This is a genomic window from Paenarthrobacter sp. NPDC089675, from assembly GCF_044749185.1.
Classification (GTDB): Bacteria; Actinomycetota; Actinomycetes; order Actinomycetales; family Micrococcaceae; genus Arthrobacter.
Genome location: NZ_JBIVHM010000001.1, coordinates 634,819 through 651,511, shown reverse-complemented (window position 1 = coordinate 651,511; position 16,693 = coordinate 634,819). Strand labels below are relative to the sequence as shown.

The window sequence follows — 16,693 nt, the reverse complement described above, 5'->3', positions numbered from 1 at the left end:
CATACAGTCCTGCAGGCATGCAGGAAGCGATTTTGATAAGCAGGGTCTGTAATAAACCATACGTATTTAAGCCGTGGGCCGGAAGCAAGGCCCATGTTGTGGAACACTGCCGCGTCATAAACAGTCTAGGTTCTGCGCCATTATGCTTACGTCTATGTCAACCAGCCTCCACCACCGCGCCGTAGAGCATTTGGGAACACGGATCGTCGGCGGCGCCCTGCCCACAGGCCACGTCATGCTGGCCGAGCACCTGGAAGACGAGTTGAAGGTTTCGCGGTCCGTAGTGCGCGAAGCTGTCCGTGTACTGCAATCCCTCGGCCTCGTGGAAACGATCAAGCGCGTCGGCATTCGGGTCCTTCCCGCCCATCGTTGGAACCCTTTTGACCCCCTGGTGATCCGGTGGCGGCTCGCCGGAGAGGGCCGCGGCGCCCAGTTGAGGTCGCTCGCCGAACTGCGTTCCGCCGTCGAACCCGTTGCTGCGGAACTCGCCGCCGGCAACGCCCCGGGCAGCCTGCGCCAGGAACTGGTGGACATTTCGCTGGCCATGAAGGACGCCGGCGATGCCGGCGACATGGCGCGTTTCCTTGACCTGGATATCCGCTTCCACGCCTTGGTGTTGTCCGGCTCCGGCAACGAAATGTTCGCCAACCTGATCGGCCAGGTCACGGAAACACTGACAGGCCGGACCATCCACGGGTTGATGCCCGAACACCCGCAAAAGCAGGCCCTGCAATGGCATATCGACGTTGCCCATGCCATTAACGACGGCGACGGCCAGCGGGCGCGTGAAGCCTCCGGACAGATCATGCGGCAGACCATCGCGGAGCTGGCCCCCAGCTGGGACGGCCAGCCCCGCGTGTTTGTCCCGGTTTCGCGGAGCTAGTCCTGGAAGTTGAGCAGGACCTTTCCGGATTCCGCCGAATTCCTTGCCACTTCAAAGGCTTCCAGTCCCTGGCGAAGGGGGAACTCGTGGGTCACCACGGGATCCACAAACAATGATCCGTCGGCCAGTGCCGCGATCACTTGGTCGATCTCGTCGTTGAAGCGGAAGGAACCCAGAAGCTCCAACTCGCGTGTGATGGCGAGGGAGATGAACACCGGCTGGGGACCTGAAGGCAGGAGCCCCACCATGACAACTTTCCCGCCCCGGGTTGCACCCTTGATTGCCGAGGCCAGGCCGAAATGGCTGCCGGATGACTCGATGACGACGTCGGCGTCAACGGCGGCGATCGCTTCGGCGTCGTCACCCTTCAAGACGGCGTCGGCACCTACGGCGCGGGCGATTTCCAACGGCTTGTCATGCATGTCGACGGCGGTAATCCGGGAAGCGCCGGCCCGCTTCAGGACGGCGACAGTCAAGGCACCGATCGGGCCGCTGCCGATCACCAGGGCGCTCTTGCCTGCCACCTCGCCGGCGCGGGCGACGGCGTGCCACGCAACGCTGGCAGGTTCAACCAGGGCCGCAGTCTTCAAGGAGAGGCTTTCGGGCAGGACGCGCAACATCCTGGAAGGAAGATTCGCGTAGCGGCTGAAAGCGCCATCGGTGTGCGGATAGCGTGCGGCGCTGCCCAGATACGTGCAGCCCGGTGACAGGTTGGGCCTGTCTTCCGGGTAGCGGACCTCGCCGGGAGCCGGCGTTGCCGGGTGGACTGCCACGGGAGTTCCTGCGATCGGACCAGTGCCGTCCGCTGCTTGCCGGACAACCACGCCGACGATTTCGTGGCCGAGGACCATGGGCGCTTTGAGGATGGATTCTCCGGCGGCACCGTGCAGCCAGTAGTGCAGGTCGGATCCGCAGATACCGCCGTAGGCAATTTCCACGGTCGACTCATCGGCGGCGGGCGTGGTCAACGGAATGTCTTCAATCCGGAGGTCGCCTTTGCCATGGGCAACGACTGCAGGCCCGGACGCGGGAAGGGTGACGCCCATTAGACCACCACCGTCATTCCACCGTCGACGAAGATCGTCTGGCCGTTGACGAAGTTGGACGCCTGGGAGGCAAGCCACACGGTCGGCCCGGCAAGGTCCGCGACCGTTCCCCAGCGGTTTGCCGGCGTCCTGCCCAGGATCCAGGAGTTGAACTCCTGGTCATCCACGAGGTTTTGGGTCATTTCCGTGTGGATGTAACCGGGTGCGATGCCGTTGATCTGGAGACCCGAGGCCGCCCATTCAGCGGTCATGGCGCGCGTGAGGTTTCGCAGGCCGCCTTTGGCCGCCACATAAGGAGCGATGGTGGGGCGTGCAAGGTCAGTTTGGACGGAGCAGATGTTGATGATCTTGCCTGCTCCCCTCGGAATCATGTGACGGGCGGCCTCCCGGCCCACCAGGAATGCGCTGGTCAGATCCGTGGTGATGACCCGATCCCAGTCCTTCACATCAAGATCCAGCATCGGCACCCGGTGCTGGATTCCGGCGTTGTTCACCAGGATGTCCAACGGTCCGACGTTTGCCTCGATCCAGTTGACGCCTTCGGCGGCAGAGGCCGCGTCGGTCACGTCGAACGCCCGGCTGTGCACACGGCCTTCCGGATACTCCGACGCCATGGCTTGGTGTGCGGATTCAAGCCGTTCGGGGCTGATGCCGTTGAGCACGACGGTTGCACCGGCGTCGGCCAGGCCACGGGCCAGGGCATTGCCGATCCCGCGGCTCGAACCCGTGACCAGGGCGGTGCGGCCCGTCAGGTCGAATAGTCCACTCATGGTTTGTTTTGCTTTCCTTCTTGTCGGTGCCGGTTTCAGTTGGTGCCCTGCGATCCGGCGGTGACCGGACCGAGGTTGGCTATGGTTTGCCTGACTACCGCCAGGTCGTGGTCGCCCAGCCCCTGGCGTTTAAGTTCGGCGTACAGTTCGATTGCCGCAGCGGCCATGGGCACCGCACTGCCGGCGGACTTCGCGCTGTCCACTACAAAGCCCAGGTCTTTGTGCATGAACTTTGCAGGCCCTGTAGGGGTGTAGTCCTTGTGGGCGAGGCGTGGTCCTACGACGTCGAGGACGCGGCTTCCGGCCAGGCCGCCTGAAAGGACGTCGAAGAGGGCCTCCACTTCCATGCCCGAGCGCTCGGCGAGTTCAGCTGCTTCAGCGAGTGCCGCCGTCGTGGTTCCCACGATCAACTGGTTACATGCTTTGGCGAGTGACCCCGAGCCAAGCGGCCCCATGCGCCGGACCGTGGTCCCCATGGTTGCCAGGAGGGGCTGCAGTCTCTCGAAATCCTCAGGTGACGCCCCTACCATGATGGCCAGCGTTCCGTTCCGGGCACCCACCGTTCCGCCACTGACCGGAGCGTCGATGACCACGGCGTTGCCCGCGCTGGCCTCGCGAACTGTTTCGGCGAATTGTTTGACATGGGCCGGGGAGACACTGCTCATGATGACGACGGCGGTTCCTGGCCGAGGCGGTTGGGCCCGCCACGATTCAAGCAGGTCAATAGCGGCCGCTTCGATGAACGGCAGGTCCGGGAGCATGAAGATGATCGACGGTTCGTCCCGCAGTTCGGCGACTGTGGCAACCCTGGATACGGCCGGGACCAGATCGAAGGCCGAGGTTGAGCGGTTCCAAGCACTGACTTCCCAGCCGGCAGCGGCGATGTTCGCGGCCATGGGCGCACCCATGAGTCCGAGCCCAACGAAGCCCGCCCGCTTCTTGTGGCCGCTTTCATTTATTGCCATGGACTGGCTCCTCACTTCCTCGTGGTCACGCGTCGACGATGCCCGCATGATGGAATTCTGTTCAATATCCTAGCCTCCATTCAGTATGATGAACACTATGACGACTGATGAACTTACCATCGCGATAGCTGTGCCGCTCGAAGCCGAGTACGTAGAGCAAATCCGCGCCGTGGATCCCTCCGTGACAGTTCTTTATGATCCGGAACTCTTGCCGCCGGAACGCTTCCCCGCGGACCACTCCGGAGATCCGGACTTCGAGCGCACCCCTGAGCAGGAAGAGCGCTACTGGTCCATGCTGAACCAAGCCCAGGTCTTCTACGGCTTTCCGAACGAAAGCCCCGCCGGACTTGCCCGACTCGCACGGAGCAACCCGCGCCTCCAGTGGATCCATGCGATGGCCGCCGGCGCCGGAGGCGCTGTCAAGGCTTCCGGGCTCGACACCGAAACCCTCCGCAAGTTCCAGGTGACGACCTCAGCCGGCGTCCACGCCCTTCCCCTTGCCGAATTCTCGGTTTTTGGCATTCTCAATGGGTTCAAGCGAAGTGCGGAACTTGCTCAGGACCAGGCTGCGAAAGTTTGGCCAACGCTGAGGACGCCGACCAAGCTGGCCAGCGGGTCCTCCGTGGTGATTGCAGGGCTCGGTGAGATCGGCATGGAAACCGCCCGCCTGGCGCGCTCTCTGGGCATGAAGGTGAGCGGAACCAAGCGCAACGTCGAAGCCATCGAGGGAATCGAGGAAGTCACCAACAATGACGGCCTGGCCAGCCTCGTCGCCGGGGCAGATGCCGTGGTCAACACGCTCCCCGGCACGCCGTACACCGAGAAGCTCTTCAGCACCGAAATCTTCTCGGCCATGAAGCCAGGCGCCGTGTTCGTCAACGTTGGACGCGGAACGGTAGTGGACGAGGACGCACTCCTGGAGGCGCTTGGCAACGGCCAGGTCTCCTACGCATGCCTGGATGTCTTCGCAGTCGAGCCGCTCCCCCAGGACAGCCCGCTCTGGAACCACCCCAGGGTCCTTGTCTCGCCGCACACCTCGGCGCTCAGCACCGCCGAGAACCGCCTGATTGCCGAACGGTTCTGCAGCAACCTGCGCAAGTTCATCAACGGTGAAGAGCTTCCCCACCTGGTGGATCCGGTCCACTTCTACTAAGCCCCTGGCGGCTCCTTGAGGAAACGGCGACTGCCCCCGACCCGGGGGCGGTCGCCTTTTTCCTTTGGACCGGGAGCCGACGTTCCGTGGGCCATGCTGCCGTTTGCACCAGGTCATAGAAAAGGCGGCTCCGCAGCGCGGAGCCGCCTTTGGGGATTCGGGCTACTTTGCGTCTTCGAGGGCAGCGAGGTCACGGCCGGCGGTTTCCGGCGTGAAGAACGTTGCAACAAAGGAAATCAGGGCCAGGATCAGGGAATAGACCGCCAGGACCACCCATGAGTTGCCGGTTGCGGCGAGGAAGATGGCACCCAGCAGCGGGACAAGCCCGCCCGCCAGGACGGCCGAGATTTCGCGGCTCATGGCTACTCCCGTGAAACGGTACTGGGAACCGAACAGTTCCGGAAGCAAGGGGCACTGCGGGCCGAGCATGGACTGGACACCCAGGGCAATGCCCACAACCATCACGGCCCACACAAGGGCTACGTTGCCGAGCGTCACGAGGTAGAACGCCGGGATGGCGAAGACCGCCTGGAAGAGTGCGCCGTAGCGGTAAATGCGGACGCGGCCGAACCGGTCGGACAGCGCACCGAACGTCACCACCATGACGGCTGCGAATCCGGCGGCAATGAGCAAACCAACCGGTCCGATGAACTTGTCACCGGGAAAGATGCCATCCTTCATCGCAAGGAAGGAAATCAGCAGTGCGGAGTAGATGGAGGAGTTGCCATTCTCGCCCATGCGCAAACCAATGCCCACCAGGACGTTCTTCTTGGAGTGCTTCCACAATTGGCCCACCGGGTTCTTGACGACGTTCTTGTGCTTCTCCAGTTCCTGGAATACGGGGGTTTCCTTCAGCCTCAACCGAATGAAAACTGCAACCACAATCAGGACCACGCTTGCAAGGAACGGAACCCGCCACAGCCACGCCTCGAAAGCGCCGTCATTGGAGAGCTGCAGGACAGCGAAAGTACCCGCACCGAGGAGCGTGCCCAGCTGGATGCCCACAAAGGGAAGTGAGGCGAAGAACCCACGACGACGACGCGGGGCGACCTCCGAAATCAACGTTGTGGCCCCTGCCTGCTCGGCGCCGGCGCCCAGGCCTTGAATGATGCGCAGGACAACGAGCAGTACGGCACCCAGCATGCCGGCCTGCTCGAACGTGGGAAGGAGTCCGATGGCGAAACTCGCCAGGCCCATCATGCCGATTGTCAGAAGGAGCACCATCTTCCGCCCAAAACGGTCGCCGATGAATCCGAAAAAGATTCCGCCGAACGGCCGGGCTGCAAACCCCACGCCATAGGTGGCGAACGAAGCGATCAGCGCCCCGCTCTCACCCAGCGGCTTGAAGAACAGTGGGCCAAAGATCAAGGCAGAGGCCAGTCCGTAGATATAGAAGTCGTAGTACTCCAGTGCGGAGCCAACGGAACTTGCCAGGGTGGCTCGTCGAAGCTGGTCCGGTTCTACGACGGCGTCATCAGCTTCGGCTGAGAGCTTGGCGTTGGTTCGAGTAATCACTAGCACTCCTCAAAATCACGCCGGGCCCCCGTTGGCCCGGCGAGAGAGTGATGGCATCAGTCGCCTAAATCACTATGTTGAACAGCGTACAACCACTTGAACAGGTGGACAAGACTGTAATCAGATTTAAGCCGGGCTTAGCCCATGGGATTGCCGAGGGACCGGGCGAGCTCCTTGAGTTCCTTGACCATGAGCGCACCCTGCTCCTCCGAATAAGTCGCCTTGAGGGCCGTAACGGACAGGCCAAGGCTGGGCCCGTGCGCACCGTGAGTGGGGACAGGTACCGCCAGGCAGACCACCCCCACCGTGGACTCCTCATCCTCGAAGGCGAATCCCTGCTTCCGGATGGCGACGATCTCCGCCTTGAGCTCCTCTGCGGTCTTCAAAGAGTTGGCCGTCATGACGGGCAGCTCCATGCCGTCAGGGAACATCGCCTCGATATCGTGGTCATGCAGCTGCGCGATCAAGGCCTTGCCCACCCCGCACAGGGAGACTGGCATCTTGTCACCGATATTCGACGTCAGCCGCACCGCCGGGTGGCCCTCATAACGGGCCAGGTAGATGACGTGGTCACCATCCAACATGGCGATGCGGACCGTCTCGCCGGACAAGGTTGGCGCCTGCTCGCAGTACTTGTAGAACTCCTGGACCTCGTCCAGGCGGCTTAGGTAGGCGGCGCCGAGTTCAACGAGCTTCCTGCCCAGGGCGAAGTCGGCCCCCTGGCGGTTAATCAACCTGGCATCTTCCAAGGCCAGCAACAGGTTGGACGTGGAGGACTTTGGAATACCCAGCTCCCGCGACAGGTCACTTAAGGTCAGCCTCCCGGAAGGAGAACCCGCCAGCGCATCAAGGACCGCCGCCGCGCGGGTAACGGCCGGAGCCGGCGATGAAGCACCCAGCCCCTCGGGGCGGGCGGTACGGGAATCGGCCATGATTCTCCTTCGTCGAATAACCGGCTGTCCAATCTACTGAACAGTTCCCATCATAGTGGCACTGTTCGAGGCGTCACTCCCCACCGCTGAACCTGCCGGATGACACACAAGGCGGCCTGCGGACGTCCCGCTTTCCAAACCCAAAGGTTCGCTGTATATTCATTTTCGAGCTCTCCACCGCGGCATCCCCCAATAGTCGCGGTGGAGAGCTCATCCATTTCCCGGCAACTATGCTGCCGCAAGCTCCTCGCCCCGGAGGCGCCACCCTCCCCCTGCGCCATCCCGCACCAGTTGCCACGTAGCCAGCGAGGACCGGGAGTTTCCGCCCAAACGGACCTGCACCTGCCAGACCTCAATGTCCACGCGCCCCTCTCCCCTGGGCATGCGCCGGGCATTTTCCCACCAGGAAACCCTCTCGTACCAGCGGACGGGTTCTACTGCGATACGCCACTCCCTGGGACCCCTTGCCACGGCAATCGGGGTACCCTCCGGGCTGGTGCGGATGAATACGTGTTCCATGGAATGTGACGGTAAATGGAGCCAGTGACATTTTCAGTTGCCCGCGACCGGTCCGAGGCGTGCTGTGGAAAATCCGACACAAAAAAGCCCCGCTGCTCACCTGAAGGGTGGAACAACGGGGCTTGTTGGTGGGTCCTACCGGGATCGAACCGATGACATCCACGGTGTAAACGTGGCGCTCTACCAGCTGAGCTAAAGACCCATTCAGTCGTTTTCAGTGCTTCGGCAATTCGCTTGCCGTTGTTCAGCACCGCAACCAACGAACAATGACTCTACATGATCATCCCGGAGAATTGCCAATTGGGGCCGGCTCCAACGACAAATCCGGCAACTCGCGAGCCAAAAAGTCCAGAGCCCCGCTTACTCCCAAGTCCAATTTCAAGGCAGCAAACTCATCTCCGCGGGTAGCACCCTTATTGATGATGACCACCGGCTTGCCGGTCTTGGCTGCGTGCCGGACGAACCTGAGCCCGCTCATCACCGTCAGTGAGGAACCCGCGACGAGCAGGGCGTCTGCCTGGTCCACCATGGAATATGCCCGCTCCACGCGGTCCTTGGGGACGTTCTCGCCAAAATATACGAAATCGGGTTTCAGGGTTCCTCCACAGGCCGGGCAAACGGCCACCACGAAGGACCTGATTAATTCGGGATCCTCCACAGTGGCGTCCGCATCAGGGGCCATCTCGACCACCCCCGCTTCGAGGGCGGCCTCGACGAAACCCGGATTCAGCTCTTCAAGAATTGCCGCCAGGAGCTGCCTGGAAAAGGTATGGCCGTTCGCGAGGCAGATGACCTGATCGAAACGCCCATGCAGATCCACCACATTGGTACTGCCCGCGTCTTCATGGAGCCTGTCGACATTCTGGGTGATCAATCCGCTCAGGAGCCCTCGCCGTTCCATGCGTGCTACGGCAACGTGACCGGCATTCGGGTCCGCGTGCCGGAGGTGCGACCAGCCGATGTGGTTGCGCGCCCAATAACGACGACGGTTGTCGGCACTGGCAATGAACTCCTGGTACGTCATGGGCTTCCGAGGGGCGGAGCCCGGGCCCCTGTAGTCGGGAATGCCTGAATCGGTACTGAGTCCGGCACCGGTAAGTACAGCCAGCTTCTTCGACGCGAGGATGACCCGCGCCTGCTCCAAGGCCGCAAGTTCCGTGGGCCCCGGATCTCCCGCGGATACAGGCTCCATGCTGGCGAATCCCGTCATGCCGATGCCCGGCCTTCGGCTGGTCACCCCTGTTCTCCACCCGATTTTCCCGCGATGGACCTAAGCGCTGCACGGTATTCCGAAAGGTCCCGGGCCTGTCCACGCGGATTAACCACTACGTATCGGACGACGCCCCCGGCATCAATAATGAACGTTCCCCGCAGTGCCATCCCGCTTTGATCATCGAAAACCCCGTATTGCCTGGCGACCCCACCGTGGGGCCAAAAGTCGGCGAGAAGGTCGAATTCGTAGCCTTCCCTAGCGGCATAGGCCCGCAGGGAGAATTTGCTGTCCACTGAAATGGCCAGAACCGTGGCATTGGAGTCTTCGAAGTCACCGATGTTGTCCCGAAGTTCGCAGAGCTCCCCCGTGCAGATACCGGAGAAGGCGAAAGGGTAAAAGACAACCACCACGTTGCGGCCCCGGAAGTCCGAAAGCCTTACAGGCTCGCCGTACTGGTTGGGCAATTCAAAATCGGGTGCCGGCTGTCCCGGCGCCGGCGCTGCAACAGCAAGCGATTCCCGGACTTCAGTCACTTGTTCTTCTTCGCTACCAAGCGCGTGGCACTCCAGTCCTTGGATACGCCTGCCGAAGTGGTGAGGTGCAGGCCCGATGTTGGTGCCGCGTCCTGGATGTCGGCTGGGGAAACGTAGTTATCGCGGCCGGACTTGGGCGTCAGGACCCAGACCACGCCGCCTTCCTTCAAGGTGGTGAGCGAATCCATCAGGGCGTCCACCAGGTCGCCGTCGCCGTCGCGCCACCAGAAGATGACCGCGTCCACGACGTCATGATCGTCTTCGTCCAACAATTCCGATCCCGTGACATCCTCGATGTCGTCACGCAAGTCGAAGTCGACGTCGTCGTCGTAGCCGCGTTCCTGAATCAGATCCCCGTCTTTGAAACCCAATCTTTCCGCCACATTTACCGATGTGGCGGCGTCGGCCTCGCTCACGTTTCCTCCTTTTGAAGTGACTTCCATTACTAACAGCCAACACCCTTTAGGCGTGTGCTTCAAGCCATTCTCCCTGCGACAGGCCAGTTTCCGCACCACCCGGGGTGTTTCGAAGCTGTGACAATCGCATGGCTTCCGTCACGGACGCGGGCAGGATGTGACATAGAACGCCCTCCATGGCCCGCGGCTACGCATCGCGGCGCAGTGAAAGCTAGAGTGGCCATTGAGTGCTTTGGCTGCAGGGCGATCGCCCCGAGGAATTCTACTGGGCAGCCATGCGCTCACAAGACCTGCCCGGCGCATCCGACCGGGCTATTGGTACCGAGATGTCGCACACGACGCGTTCATGACGGGCAGTTACCCTGCCGGACCTGAGGCGCCGATGGATGCGCCTAAAGGAAGGTTGGACGTGGCTGCAGGAGAAGAGACCTCACACATCCTTAGTGGGTTGACTGCCCAGTTGCCTGATCGTGATCCGGAAGAGACCGCTGAGTGGATTGAGTCCTTGGATGCGTTGATCGCGGAGCAGGGCACGGAGCGGGCGCAGTTCATTATGCGTTCGTTGCTTCAGCGTGCCGGTGCGCGGAGCGTGGGCGTTCCGATGGTGACTACGACTGATTACGTGAACACGATTCCGGTGGACCAGGAGGCTGAGTTCCCGGGTAATGAGGAGTTCGAGCGGCGTTACCGGGCGTATATGCGGTGGAACGCGGCTGTGATGGTCCACCGGGCGCAGCGGGCCGATATTGGTGTGGGCGGGCATATCTCGACCTACGCCGGTGCGGCGACCCTGTATGAGGTCGGGTTCAATCATTTCTTCCGCGGCAAGGACCACCCCTCGGGCGGGGACCAGGTGTTTTTCCAGGGCCATGCGTCCCCTGGGATGTACGCCAGGGCGTTCATGGAAGGCCGGCTCACGGAAGAGGACCTGGACGGGTTCCGGCAGGAGAAGTCCAAGGAAGGCCATGCCCTGTCCTCGTATCCGCATCCGCGCCTGATGCCGGGGTTCTGGGAGTTCCCGACCGTGTCGATGGGTATCGGCCCGATGAACGCGATCTACCAGGCCCAGTCCAACCGGTACCTGCACAACCGCGGGATCAAGGACACCAGTGACCAGCAGGTCTGGGCGTTCCTCGGTGACGGGGAAATGGACGAGCCCGAGTCCCGTGGCCTGCTGCAGCTGGCAGCGAACGAGAACCTGGACAACCTGAACTTCGTGATCAACTGCAACCTCCAGCGCCTGGACGGCCCGGTGCGCGGCAACGGCAAGATCATGCAGGAGTTGGAGGCGTTCTTCCGCGGCGCGGGCTGGAACGTGATCAAGGTCGTCTGGGGCCGGGAATGGGACACCCTGCTCGAGAACGACCACGACGGCGCGCTCGTGAAACTCATGAACGAAACCGCCGACGGGGACTACCAGACCTACAAGGCCGAATCCGGCGGGTTCGTCCGGGAACACTTCTTCGGCCGCACCCCGCAAACCAAGGACATGGTCGCGGACCTCACCGACGAGCAGATCTGGAACCTCAAACGCGGCGGCCACGACTACCGCAAGGTCTACGCCGCGTACAAAGCGGCCGTGGAATTCAAGGGCAAACCCACCGTCATCCTCGCCAAAACCGTCAAGGGCTACGGCCTCGGACCGCACTTCGAGGGCCGCAACGCGACCCACCAGATGAAGAAACTGACCATGGAAGACCTCAAAGCCTTCCGTGACCACCTGCGCATCCCCATCACCGATGAACAACTCGACGCGGACCTCTACCGGCCCCCGTACTACCACCCCGGCCCCGACGCCCCCGAAATCCAGTACCTCATGGAACGCCGCCAAGCCTTGGGCGGGTTCCTGCCCGAACGCCGCCCCGGCCACACCCCCGTGACCCTGCCCGAGGCCAAGTCCTACGACATCGCCAAACGCGGATCGGGCAAACAACAAGCCGCGACCACCATGGCCTTCGTCCGTTTGTTGAAGGACCTGATGCGGGACAAGAACTTCGGCCACCGCCTCGTCCCGGTCGTCCCGGACGAATCACGCACCTTCGGCATGGACGCGTTCTTCCCGACCGCCAAAATCTACAACCCCAAGGGCCAGAACTACCTCTCCGTGGACCGCGACCTCGTCCTGGCCTACAAAGAATCCCCCGCCGGGCAACTGATCCACCCCGGCATCAACGAAGCCGGCGCCGTCGCAGCGTTCACCGCCGCCGGGACCTCCTACGCCACCCACGGCGAACCCCTCGTCCCGATCTACGTGTTCTACTCCATGTTCGGCTTCCAACGCACCGGCGACTCCTTCTGGGCCGCCGCGGACCAAATGACCCGCGGCTTCATCATCGGCGCCACCGCAGGACGAACCACCCTCACCGGCGAAGGACTCCAACACGCCGACGGACACTCACCCCTGCTCGCCGCCACCAACCCCGCCGTACGCACCTACGACCCCGCCTACGGCTACGAAATCGGCCACATCATCCGCCACGGCCTCGAAACCATGTACGGCGAAAACAGCACGGATAAGAACGTGATGTACTACCTCACCGTCTACAACGAACCCATCACCCAACCCGCCGAACCCGACAACCTCGACACCAACGGGCTCCTCAAAGGCATCTACAAACTCGCCGACGCCCCCACCGGCAACCCCGACCGGCCCACCGCCCAGATCCTCGCCTCCGGCGTCTCCGTGCCCTGGGCACTCGAAGCCGCCCGCATCCTGGCCGAAGACTGGAACGTCGCCGCCACCGTCTGGTCCGTGACCTCCTGGAACGAACTCCGACGCGACGGACTCGCCGCCGAAGAACACGCCTTCCTCAACCCCGGCCAACCCGCACCCACCCCCTTCATCACCGAACAACTCACCGGCCACCACGGACCCGTCATCGCCGTCTCCGACTACATGAAAGCCATCCCCGACCAAATCCGCCAATACATCCCCAACGACTTCGCCTCCCTCGGAGCAGACGGCTTCGGCTTCTCCGACACCCGCCAAGCCGCCCGCCGCTACTTCAAAAACGACACCCACTCCATCGTCGCCAAAACCCTGCAACTCCTCGCTTCCAAGGGCGAAGTTGAAGAAGGCGCCCTGGAAAAGGCGATCGATAAGTACCGGCTTCTGGACGTAAACGCGGGCACCACGGGCGGCGCAGGCGGAGACGCCTAGCCTCCACCAGGGTTTCCTGGATCCGGATCGACCCTGACCAAACGGCGGTCCTCACCAATGGTGAGGACCGCCGTCGGGCTTTAACACGGCACACGCCCGATGCCTCTGCCGGCGTGACGGCTGCTACGAGGAGTTGTAGCCTTCGCACAAATGCACCGTATGCTCATTCCATGGCAGAGCCCACGAAGACAAGCACCAAACGCAAGGCAGCGGCACCGGCAGTGTCGCCGGAAAAGGCCGAAACATTGCGCCAACTCCGCGCCAATGTGGGCCAGTTGTCCACCAGCACCATGCGGCAGCTCGAGAAGTCCTTGCCTTGGTACAGCCGGCTCAGCTCTGACGAACGTTCGGCACTTGGGCTGGTAGCCCAAAACGGCATTGCGGCATTTGTGACATGGTATGAGCGGCCCAGCTCCCCGTCCTGGATCCTGACGGACGTCTTCGGAAATGCACCCACAGAGCTGACCCGCTCCATCAGCCTGCAAAAGGCCCTGCAACTGATCCGGATCGTGGTGGAAGTGGTCGAGGACCAAGTACCCGTCATCGCTCCCGAATCCGATCAGCCGTCCCTTCGCGAAGCCGTGCTCCGCTACTCCCGCGAGGTCGCTTTTGCCGCGGCAGACGTCTACGCCCGGGCCGCGGAATCGCGGGGTTCCTGGGATACCCGCCTCGAAGCACTGATCGTCGATGCGATCCTTAGGGGCGAAAACACGGACGCACTGCGCTCGAGGATCGCTGCACTGGGGTGGAAGGCCCAGGAGCGTTTCACCGTCATGGTTGGCAACTCGCCTTCAGAACCCAGCGCGAGCTACGTCAGCGAACTGCGGCGGACCGCGGGAAGGTTTGCCGAAGATGCGCTCGTGGGCATCCAAGGGGATCGCCTCATCCTTATCCTTGGCGGCGTGCAGGACCGCGACACAGCCTACGTGAAGCTGAGCGAATTGTTCGCTCCCGGAGCTGTTGTTTACGGCCCTGAGGCCGGTTCCCTGCTGGAGGCCAGCAGTTCGGCCCAAGCCGCTTTTGCAGGCCTCACGGCCGCCAAAGCCTGGCCCTCGGCACCACGCCCTGTTGCCGCCGACGACCTGCTGCCCGAGCGCGTTGTCTCAGGCGATGATGCCGCGCGCAGGTCCCTGATCAAGAACATCTACAGGCCACTGCTGGCAGCCTCGAACGGCCTTGTGGAAACCCTCGGAACCTATCTGGAACTAGGGCATTCCCTCGAAGCCACAGCGCGGGAATTGTTCGTGCATGCAAACACCGTGCGCTACCGTTTGAAGCGTGTTTGCGACGTGACAGGGTGGGATCCCCTGCTTCCGCGGGAAGCCTTCGTGCTCCAAACGGCACTCGTGGTGGGCCGGCTTTCGGCCCAACCAAAGGCCGCGCCCGAGCGTCACGCATCGCGTTCACAGAACTGACCCGTTGTAGACTTCCTACAAACTGACCCAGTGAGCTTGGTGTACCGAAACACCAGTGGATCACGTGGCAATTTGGAAAGCTGGATACGTGCTTGCAATCGTCTGCCCTGGACAGGGCTCCCAGACCCCAGGATTCCTGGCCCCTTGGCTGGAACTCCCCTCCGTCGAAGGCCAACTGGCCGCACTGAGTGAGATCGCAGGCATCGACCTCAAGGCCCACGGCACCACGTCCGATGAAGAAACCATCAAGGACACCGCCGTTGCGCAGCCCCTGATCGTGGCGGCCGGCCTCGTGGCCGCCGGCTCTTTGTTCGATGTGGAACTAAACACGCTCCCCGTGGTACTCGCCGGACACTCCGTTGGCGAAATCACTGCCTCGGCCCTCGCCGGTGTCCTCACCCAAGAGGAAGCCATGACCTTCGTGCGGGAGCGCGCCAACAGCATGGCAGCCGCGGCAGCCGTCACACCCACGGGCATGAGCGCCGTGGTGGGCGGCGACCCCGCTGAGGTCCTCGCCGCCATTGAAGCCTCCGGGGCCACTCCTGCGAACGTCAACGGTGCCGGCCAGACGGTTGCCGCCGGGACCTTTGACCAGCTCAAGGCCCTTGCCGAAAACCCGCCGGCCAAGGCCCGGGTCATTCCGTTGAAGGTAGCCGGTGCATTCCACACCTCGCACATGGCGCCGGCAGTGGATGCCCTTGAAGCACTGAAGCCCTCGCTGTCGCCGAAGGACCCCACGGTTCCGTTGCTGTCCAACTACGACGGCCGGGAAGTCAACGCAGGCGGGGCCGCCGTCGAAAGCCTCATTGCCCAGGTTTCGCGGCCCGTCCGCTGGGACCTTTGCATGGAAAACCTTGTTGAGCGGGGCGTCAAAGGCCTCATTGAACTGGCACCGGCAGGCACCCTCGCGGGTCTGGCAAAGCGCGGCATGCCGGGCGTCAAGACCGTAGCGGTCAAGACGCCCGAGGACCTCGCCGCCGCCCTGGCATTGTTCGCCGAGTTGGAGGGAGAGGCATGAGCACGCCCGTTTTGAAGCAGGCACCGGTCCAGGAGAACTCACGCATCCTGGGAATTGGCGCCTACCGCCCGGATGTCATCGTGACCAACGACGACGTCTGCCAGTGGATCGATTCGTCTGACGAGTGGATCCGCCAACGCACGGGCATCATCACCCGCCACCGGGCCGCCGCCGATGTGAGCGTGATTGACATGGCCGAGGGCGCCGCCCGCGAAGCAATCGCACAGGCCGGCATCGAACCATCCCAGCTTGGCGCGGTTATCGTTTCCACCGTGACCCACCCGTACGCGACGCCGTCGGCCGCCGCCGCGCTGACGGACCGTTTGGGCGCGACGCCGGCACCCGCCTTCGACATCTCGGCAGCCTGTGCGGGGTACTGCTATGGCGTGGCACAGGCTGATGCCCTGGTCCGCTCCGGCGCTGCGCAGTACGTCCTGGTGGTCGGCGCAGAGAAGTTGTCCGACGTAATCGACAACCACGAACGCACCATCTCCTTCCTCCTCGGTGACGGCGCAGGCGCCGTCGTTGTTGGCCCCTCCGACACCCCCGGCATTGGGCCGTCGGTCTGGGGATCCGATGGAAGCAAGTGGGACGCAATCGGCATGACCCACTCACTCGAAGACGTCAAGAAGCTCGGGGAATCAGCGCGGCATTCCGATGAGATCGACGATCCCGCGATCCTTTCGGCCACACAGGATGTCTGGCCCACCCTTCGCCAGGACGGCCAGACAGTCTTCCGCTGGGCCGTTTGGGAAATGGCAAAGGTTGCCCAGCAGGCCCTGGATGCTGCCGGGATCGAAGCCAGTGACCTCGCCGCATTCGTACCGCACCAGGCGAACATGCGCATCATCGACGAGATGGTCAAGAAGCTGAAGCTTCCCGAAACTGTGGTGATCGGGCGCGACATCGCCCAGGCCGGCAACACGTCCGCCGCATCGATCCCCCTCGCCACCCACCGCCTTCTCCAGGAGAACCCTGGGCTGAGCGGCGGCCTGGCGCTCCAAATCGGCTTCGGTGCCGGTTTGGTCTTCGGCGCCCAGGTTGTTGTTCTTCCGTAGAACGGAACCGGCCGGGCGCCCTCCAGCCAATTGAATACGACTTACAAGCCCAAACCGTAACCGCGGTTTGCCCCCTTTCCGGCAGCAGCCGGTACAA

General features: G+C 62.8%; 15 protein-coding genes and 1 tRNA gene. 6 read left to right on the top strand and 10 right to left on the bottom strand.

Going from position 1 to position 16,693, the window contains the following annotated elements:
• The first annotated feature begins 154 nt into the window (after positions 1-154).
• The gene (locus ACIPY2_RS03065) at positions 155-883 is read left to right on the top strand and encodes a FadR/GntR family transcriptional regulator (protein WP_400264890.1); all 729 of its coding nucleotides are present in this window, start codon (positions 155-157) and stop codon (positions 881-883) included.
• Here the strand turns inward: ACIPY2_RS03065 and ACIPY2_RS03060 are convergent.
• Genes ACIPY2_RS03060 through ACIPY2_RS03050 form a run of 3 tightly spaced genes read right to left on the bottom strand, consistent with a single transcriptional unit; the run spans position 880 to position 3,664 of the window.
• Positions 880-1,929 carry an L-idonate 5-dehydrogenase gene (locus tag ACIPY2_RS03060; RefSeq protein ID WP_400264889.1) on the bottom strand — a complete coding sequence of 350 codons (1,050 nt, stop codon included), beginning with the start codon at positions 1,927-1,929 and terminating at the stop codon, positions 880-882. The two genes, ACIPY2_RS03065 and ACIPY2_RS03060, sit on opposite strands and share 4 nt — an antisense overlap.
• Positions 1,929-2,699: an SDR family oxidoreductase gene (locus ACIPY2_RS03055; protein ID WP_400264888.1), complete on the bottom strand. Its 771-nt coding sequence runs from the start codon at positions 2,697-2,699 to the stop codon at positions 1,929-1,931. Before ACIPY2_RS03055 ends, ACIPY2_RS03060 begins: the two co-directional genes overlap by 1 nt.
• A gap of 35 nt (positions 2,700-2,734) precedes the next feature.
• Positions 2,735-3,664: an NAD(P)-dependent oxidoreductase gene (locus tag ACIPY2_RS03050; RefSeq protein ID WP_400264887.1), complete on the bottom strand. Its 930-nt coding sequence runs from the start codon at positions 3,662-3,664 to the stop codon at positions 2,735-2,737.
• 85 nt (positions 3,665-3,749) lie between these two features.
• On the opposite strand from ACIPY2_RS03050, the gene ACIPY2_RS03045 reads away from it, so the two are divergent.
• Entirely contained in the window at positions 3,750-4,817 is a 1,068-nt protein-coding gene (locus ACIPY2_RS03045) for a D-2-hydroxyacid dehydrogenase (protein ID WP_400264886.1), read from the top strand.
• A 162-nt stretch (positions 4,818-4,979) separates the two neighbouring features.
• Here the strand turns inward: ACIPY2_RS03045 and ACIPY2_RS03040 are convergent, their stop codons facing one another.
• The 7 genes from ACIPY2_RS03040 to ACIPY2_RS03010 all read right to left on the bottom strand — a co-directional run bounded on the left by ACIPY2_RS03040 (position 4,980) and on the right by ACIPY2_RS03010 (position 9,945).
• A complete protein-coding gene (locus ACIPY2_RS03040) occupies positions 4,980-6,338 on the bottom strand; it encodes an MFS transporter (protein ID WP_400264885.1) in 1,359 nt (452 codons plus the stop codon).
• 131 nt (positions 6,339-6,469) lie between these two features.
• Entirely contained in the window at positions 6,470-7,264 is a 795-nt protein-coding gene (locus ACIPY2_RS03035; RefSeq protein WP_400264884.1) for an IclR family transcriptional regulator, read from the bottom strand.
• A 228-nt stretch (positions 7,265-7,492) separates the two neighbouring features.
• Positions 7,493-7,783 carry a hypothetical protein gene (locus tag ACIPY2_RS03030; RefSeq protein WP_400264883.1) on the bottom strand — a complete coding sequence of 97 codons (291 nt, stop codon included), beginning with the start codon at positions 7,781-7,783 and terminating at the stop codon, positions 7,493-7,495.
• A 126-nt stretch (positions 7,784-7,909) separates the two neighbouring features.
• Positions 7,910-7,985: transfer RNA gene (locus ACIPY2_RS03025), tRNA-Val, on the bottom strand.
• A 78-nt stretch (positions 7,986-8,063) separates the two neighbouring features.
• Positions 8,064-9,020, bottom strand: a complete 957-nt coding sequence (locus tag ACIPY2_RS03020) for an NAD-dependent protein deacetylase (protein WP_400264882.1) — start codon at positions 9,018-9,020, stop codon at positions 8,064-8,066.
• Positions 9,017-9,529, bottom strand: a complete 513-nt coding sequence (locus ACIPY2_RS03015; RefSeq protein ID WP_400264881.1) for a peroxiredoxin — start codon at positions 9,527-9,529, stop codon at positions 9,017-9,019. The genes ACIPY2_RS03020 and ACIPY2_RS03015 overlap by 4 nt, the downstream gene beginning before the upstream one ends.
• Positions 9,526-9,945: a DUF3052 domain-containing protein gene (locus tag ACIPY2_RS03010; protein WP_364157971.1), complete on the bottom strand. Its 420-nt coding sequence runs from the start codon at positions 9,943-9,945 to the stop codon at positions 9,526-9,528. Before ACIPY2_RS03010 ends, ACIPY2_RS03015 begins: the two co-directional genes overlap by 4 nt.
• A gap of 382 nt (positions 9,946-10,327) precedes the next feature.
• Here ACIPY2_RS03010 and aceE point away from each other — a divergent pair, with 382 nt between their 5' ends.
• From aceE to ACIPY2_RS02990, 4 genes are all read left to right on the top strand, one after another.
• A complete protein-coding gene (aceE, locus tag ACIPY2_RS03005) occupies positions 10,328-13,105 on the top strand; it encodes a pyruvate dehydrogenase (acetyl-transferring), homodimeric type (protein WP_400265103.1) in 2,778 nt (925 codons plus the stop codon).
• 170 nt (positions 13,106-13,275) lie between these two features.
• Positions 13,276-14,520: a PucR family transcriptional regulator gene (locus tag ACIPY2_RS03000; protein WP_400264880.1), complete on the top strand. Its 1,245-nt coding sequence runs from the start codon at positions 13,276-13,278 to the stop codon at positions 14,518-14,520.
• An 88-nt stretch (positions 14,521-14,608) separates the two neighbouring features.
• Positions 14,609-15,538: an ACP S-malonyltransferase gene (locus ACIPY2_RS02995; RefSeq protein WP_400264879.1), complete on the top strand. Its 930-nt coding sequence runs from the start codon at positions 14,609-14,611 to the stop codon at positions 15,536-15,538.
• Positions 15,535-16,596, top strand: coding sequence for a beta-ketoacyl-ACP synthase III (locus ACIPY2_RS02990; protein WP_400264878.1), 1,062 nt, complete (start codon positions 15,535-15,537; stop codon positions 16,594-16,596). Before ACIPY2_RS02995 ends, ACIPY2_RS02990 begins: the two co-directional genes overlap by 4 nt.
• The last annotated feature ends 97 nt before the right edge of the window (positions 16,597-16,693 follow it).

Excerpts from the sequence above, each read along its gene's own strand:
- ACIPY2_RS03050 (WP_400264887.1), bottom strand. The coding sequence starts at position 3,664 with ATGGCAATAAATGAAAGCGGCCACAAGAAGCGGGCGGGCTTCGTTGGG.
- aceE (WP_400265103.1), top strand. The coding sequence starts at position 10,328 with ATGGATGCGCCTAAAGGAAGGTTGGACGTGGCTGCAGGAGAAGAGACC.
- ACIPY2_RS03045 (WP_400264886.1), top strand. The coding sequence starts at position 3,750 with ATGATGAACACTATGACGACTGATGAACTTACCATCGCGATAGCTGTG.
- ACIPY2_RS02990 (WP_400264878.1), top strand. The coding sequence starts at position 15,535 with ATGAGCACGCCCGTTTTGAAGCAGGCACCGGTCCAGGAGAACTCACGC.
- ACIPY2_RS03030 (WP_400264883.1), bottom strand. The coding sequence starts at position 7,783 with ATGGAACACGTATTCATCCGCACCAGCCCGGAGGGTACCCCGATTGCC.
- ACIPY2_RS03060 (WP_400264889.1), bottom strand. The coding sequence starts at position 1,929 with ATGGGCGTCACCCTTCCCGCGTCCGGGCCTGCAGTCGTTGCCCATGGC.
- ACIPY2_RS03035 (WP_400264884.1), bottom strand. The coding sequence starts at position 7,264 with ATGGCCGATTCCCGTACCGCCCGCCCCGAGGGGCTGGGTGCTTCATCG.
- ACIPY2_RS03065 (WP_400264890.1), top strand. The coding sequence starts at position 155 with ATGTCAACCAGCCTCCACCACCGCGCCGTAGAGCATTTGGGAACACGG.
- ACIPY2_RS03000 (WP_400264880.1), top strand. The coding sequence starts at position 13,276 with ATGGCAGAGCCCACGAAGACAAGCACCAAACGCAAGGCAGCGGCACCG.
- ACIPY2_RS03055 (WP_400264888.1), bottom strand. The coding sequence starts at position 2,699 with ATGAGTGGACTATTCGACCTGACGGGCCGCACCGCCCTGGTCACGGGT.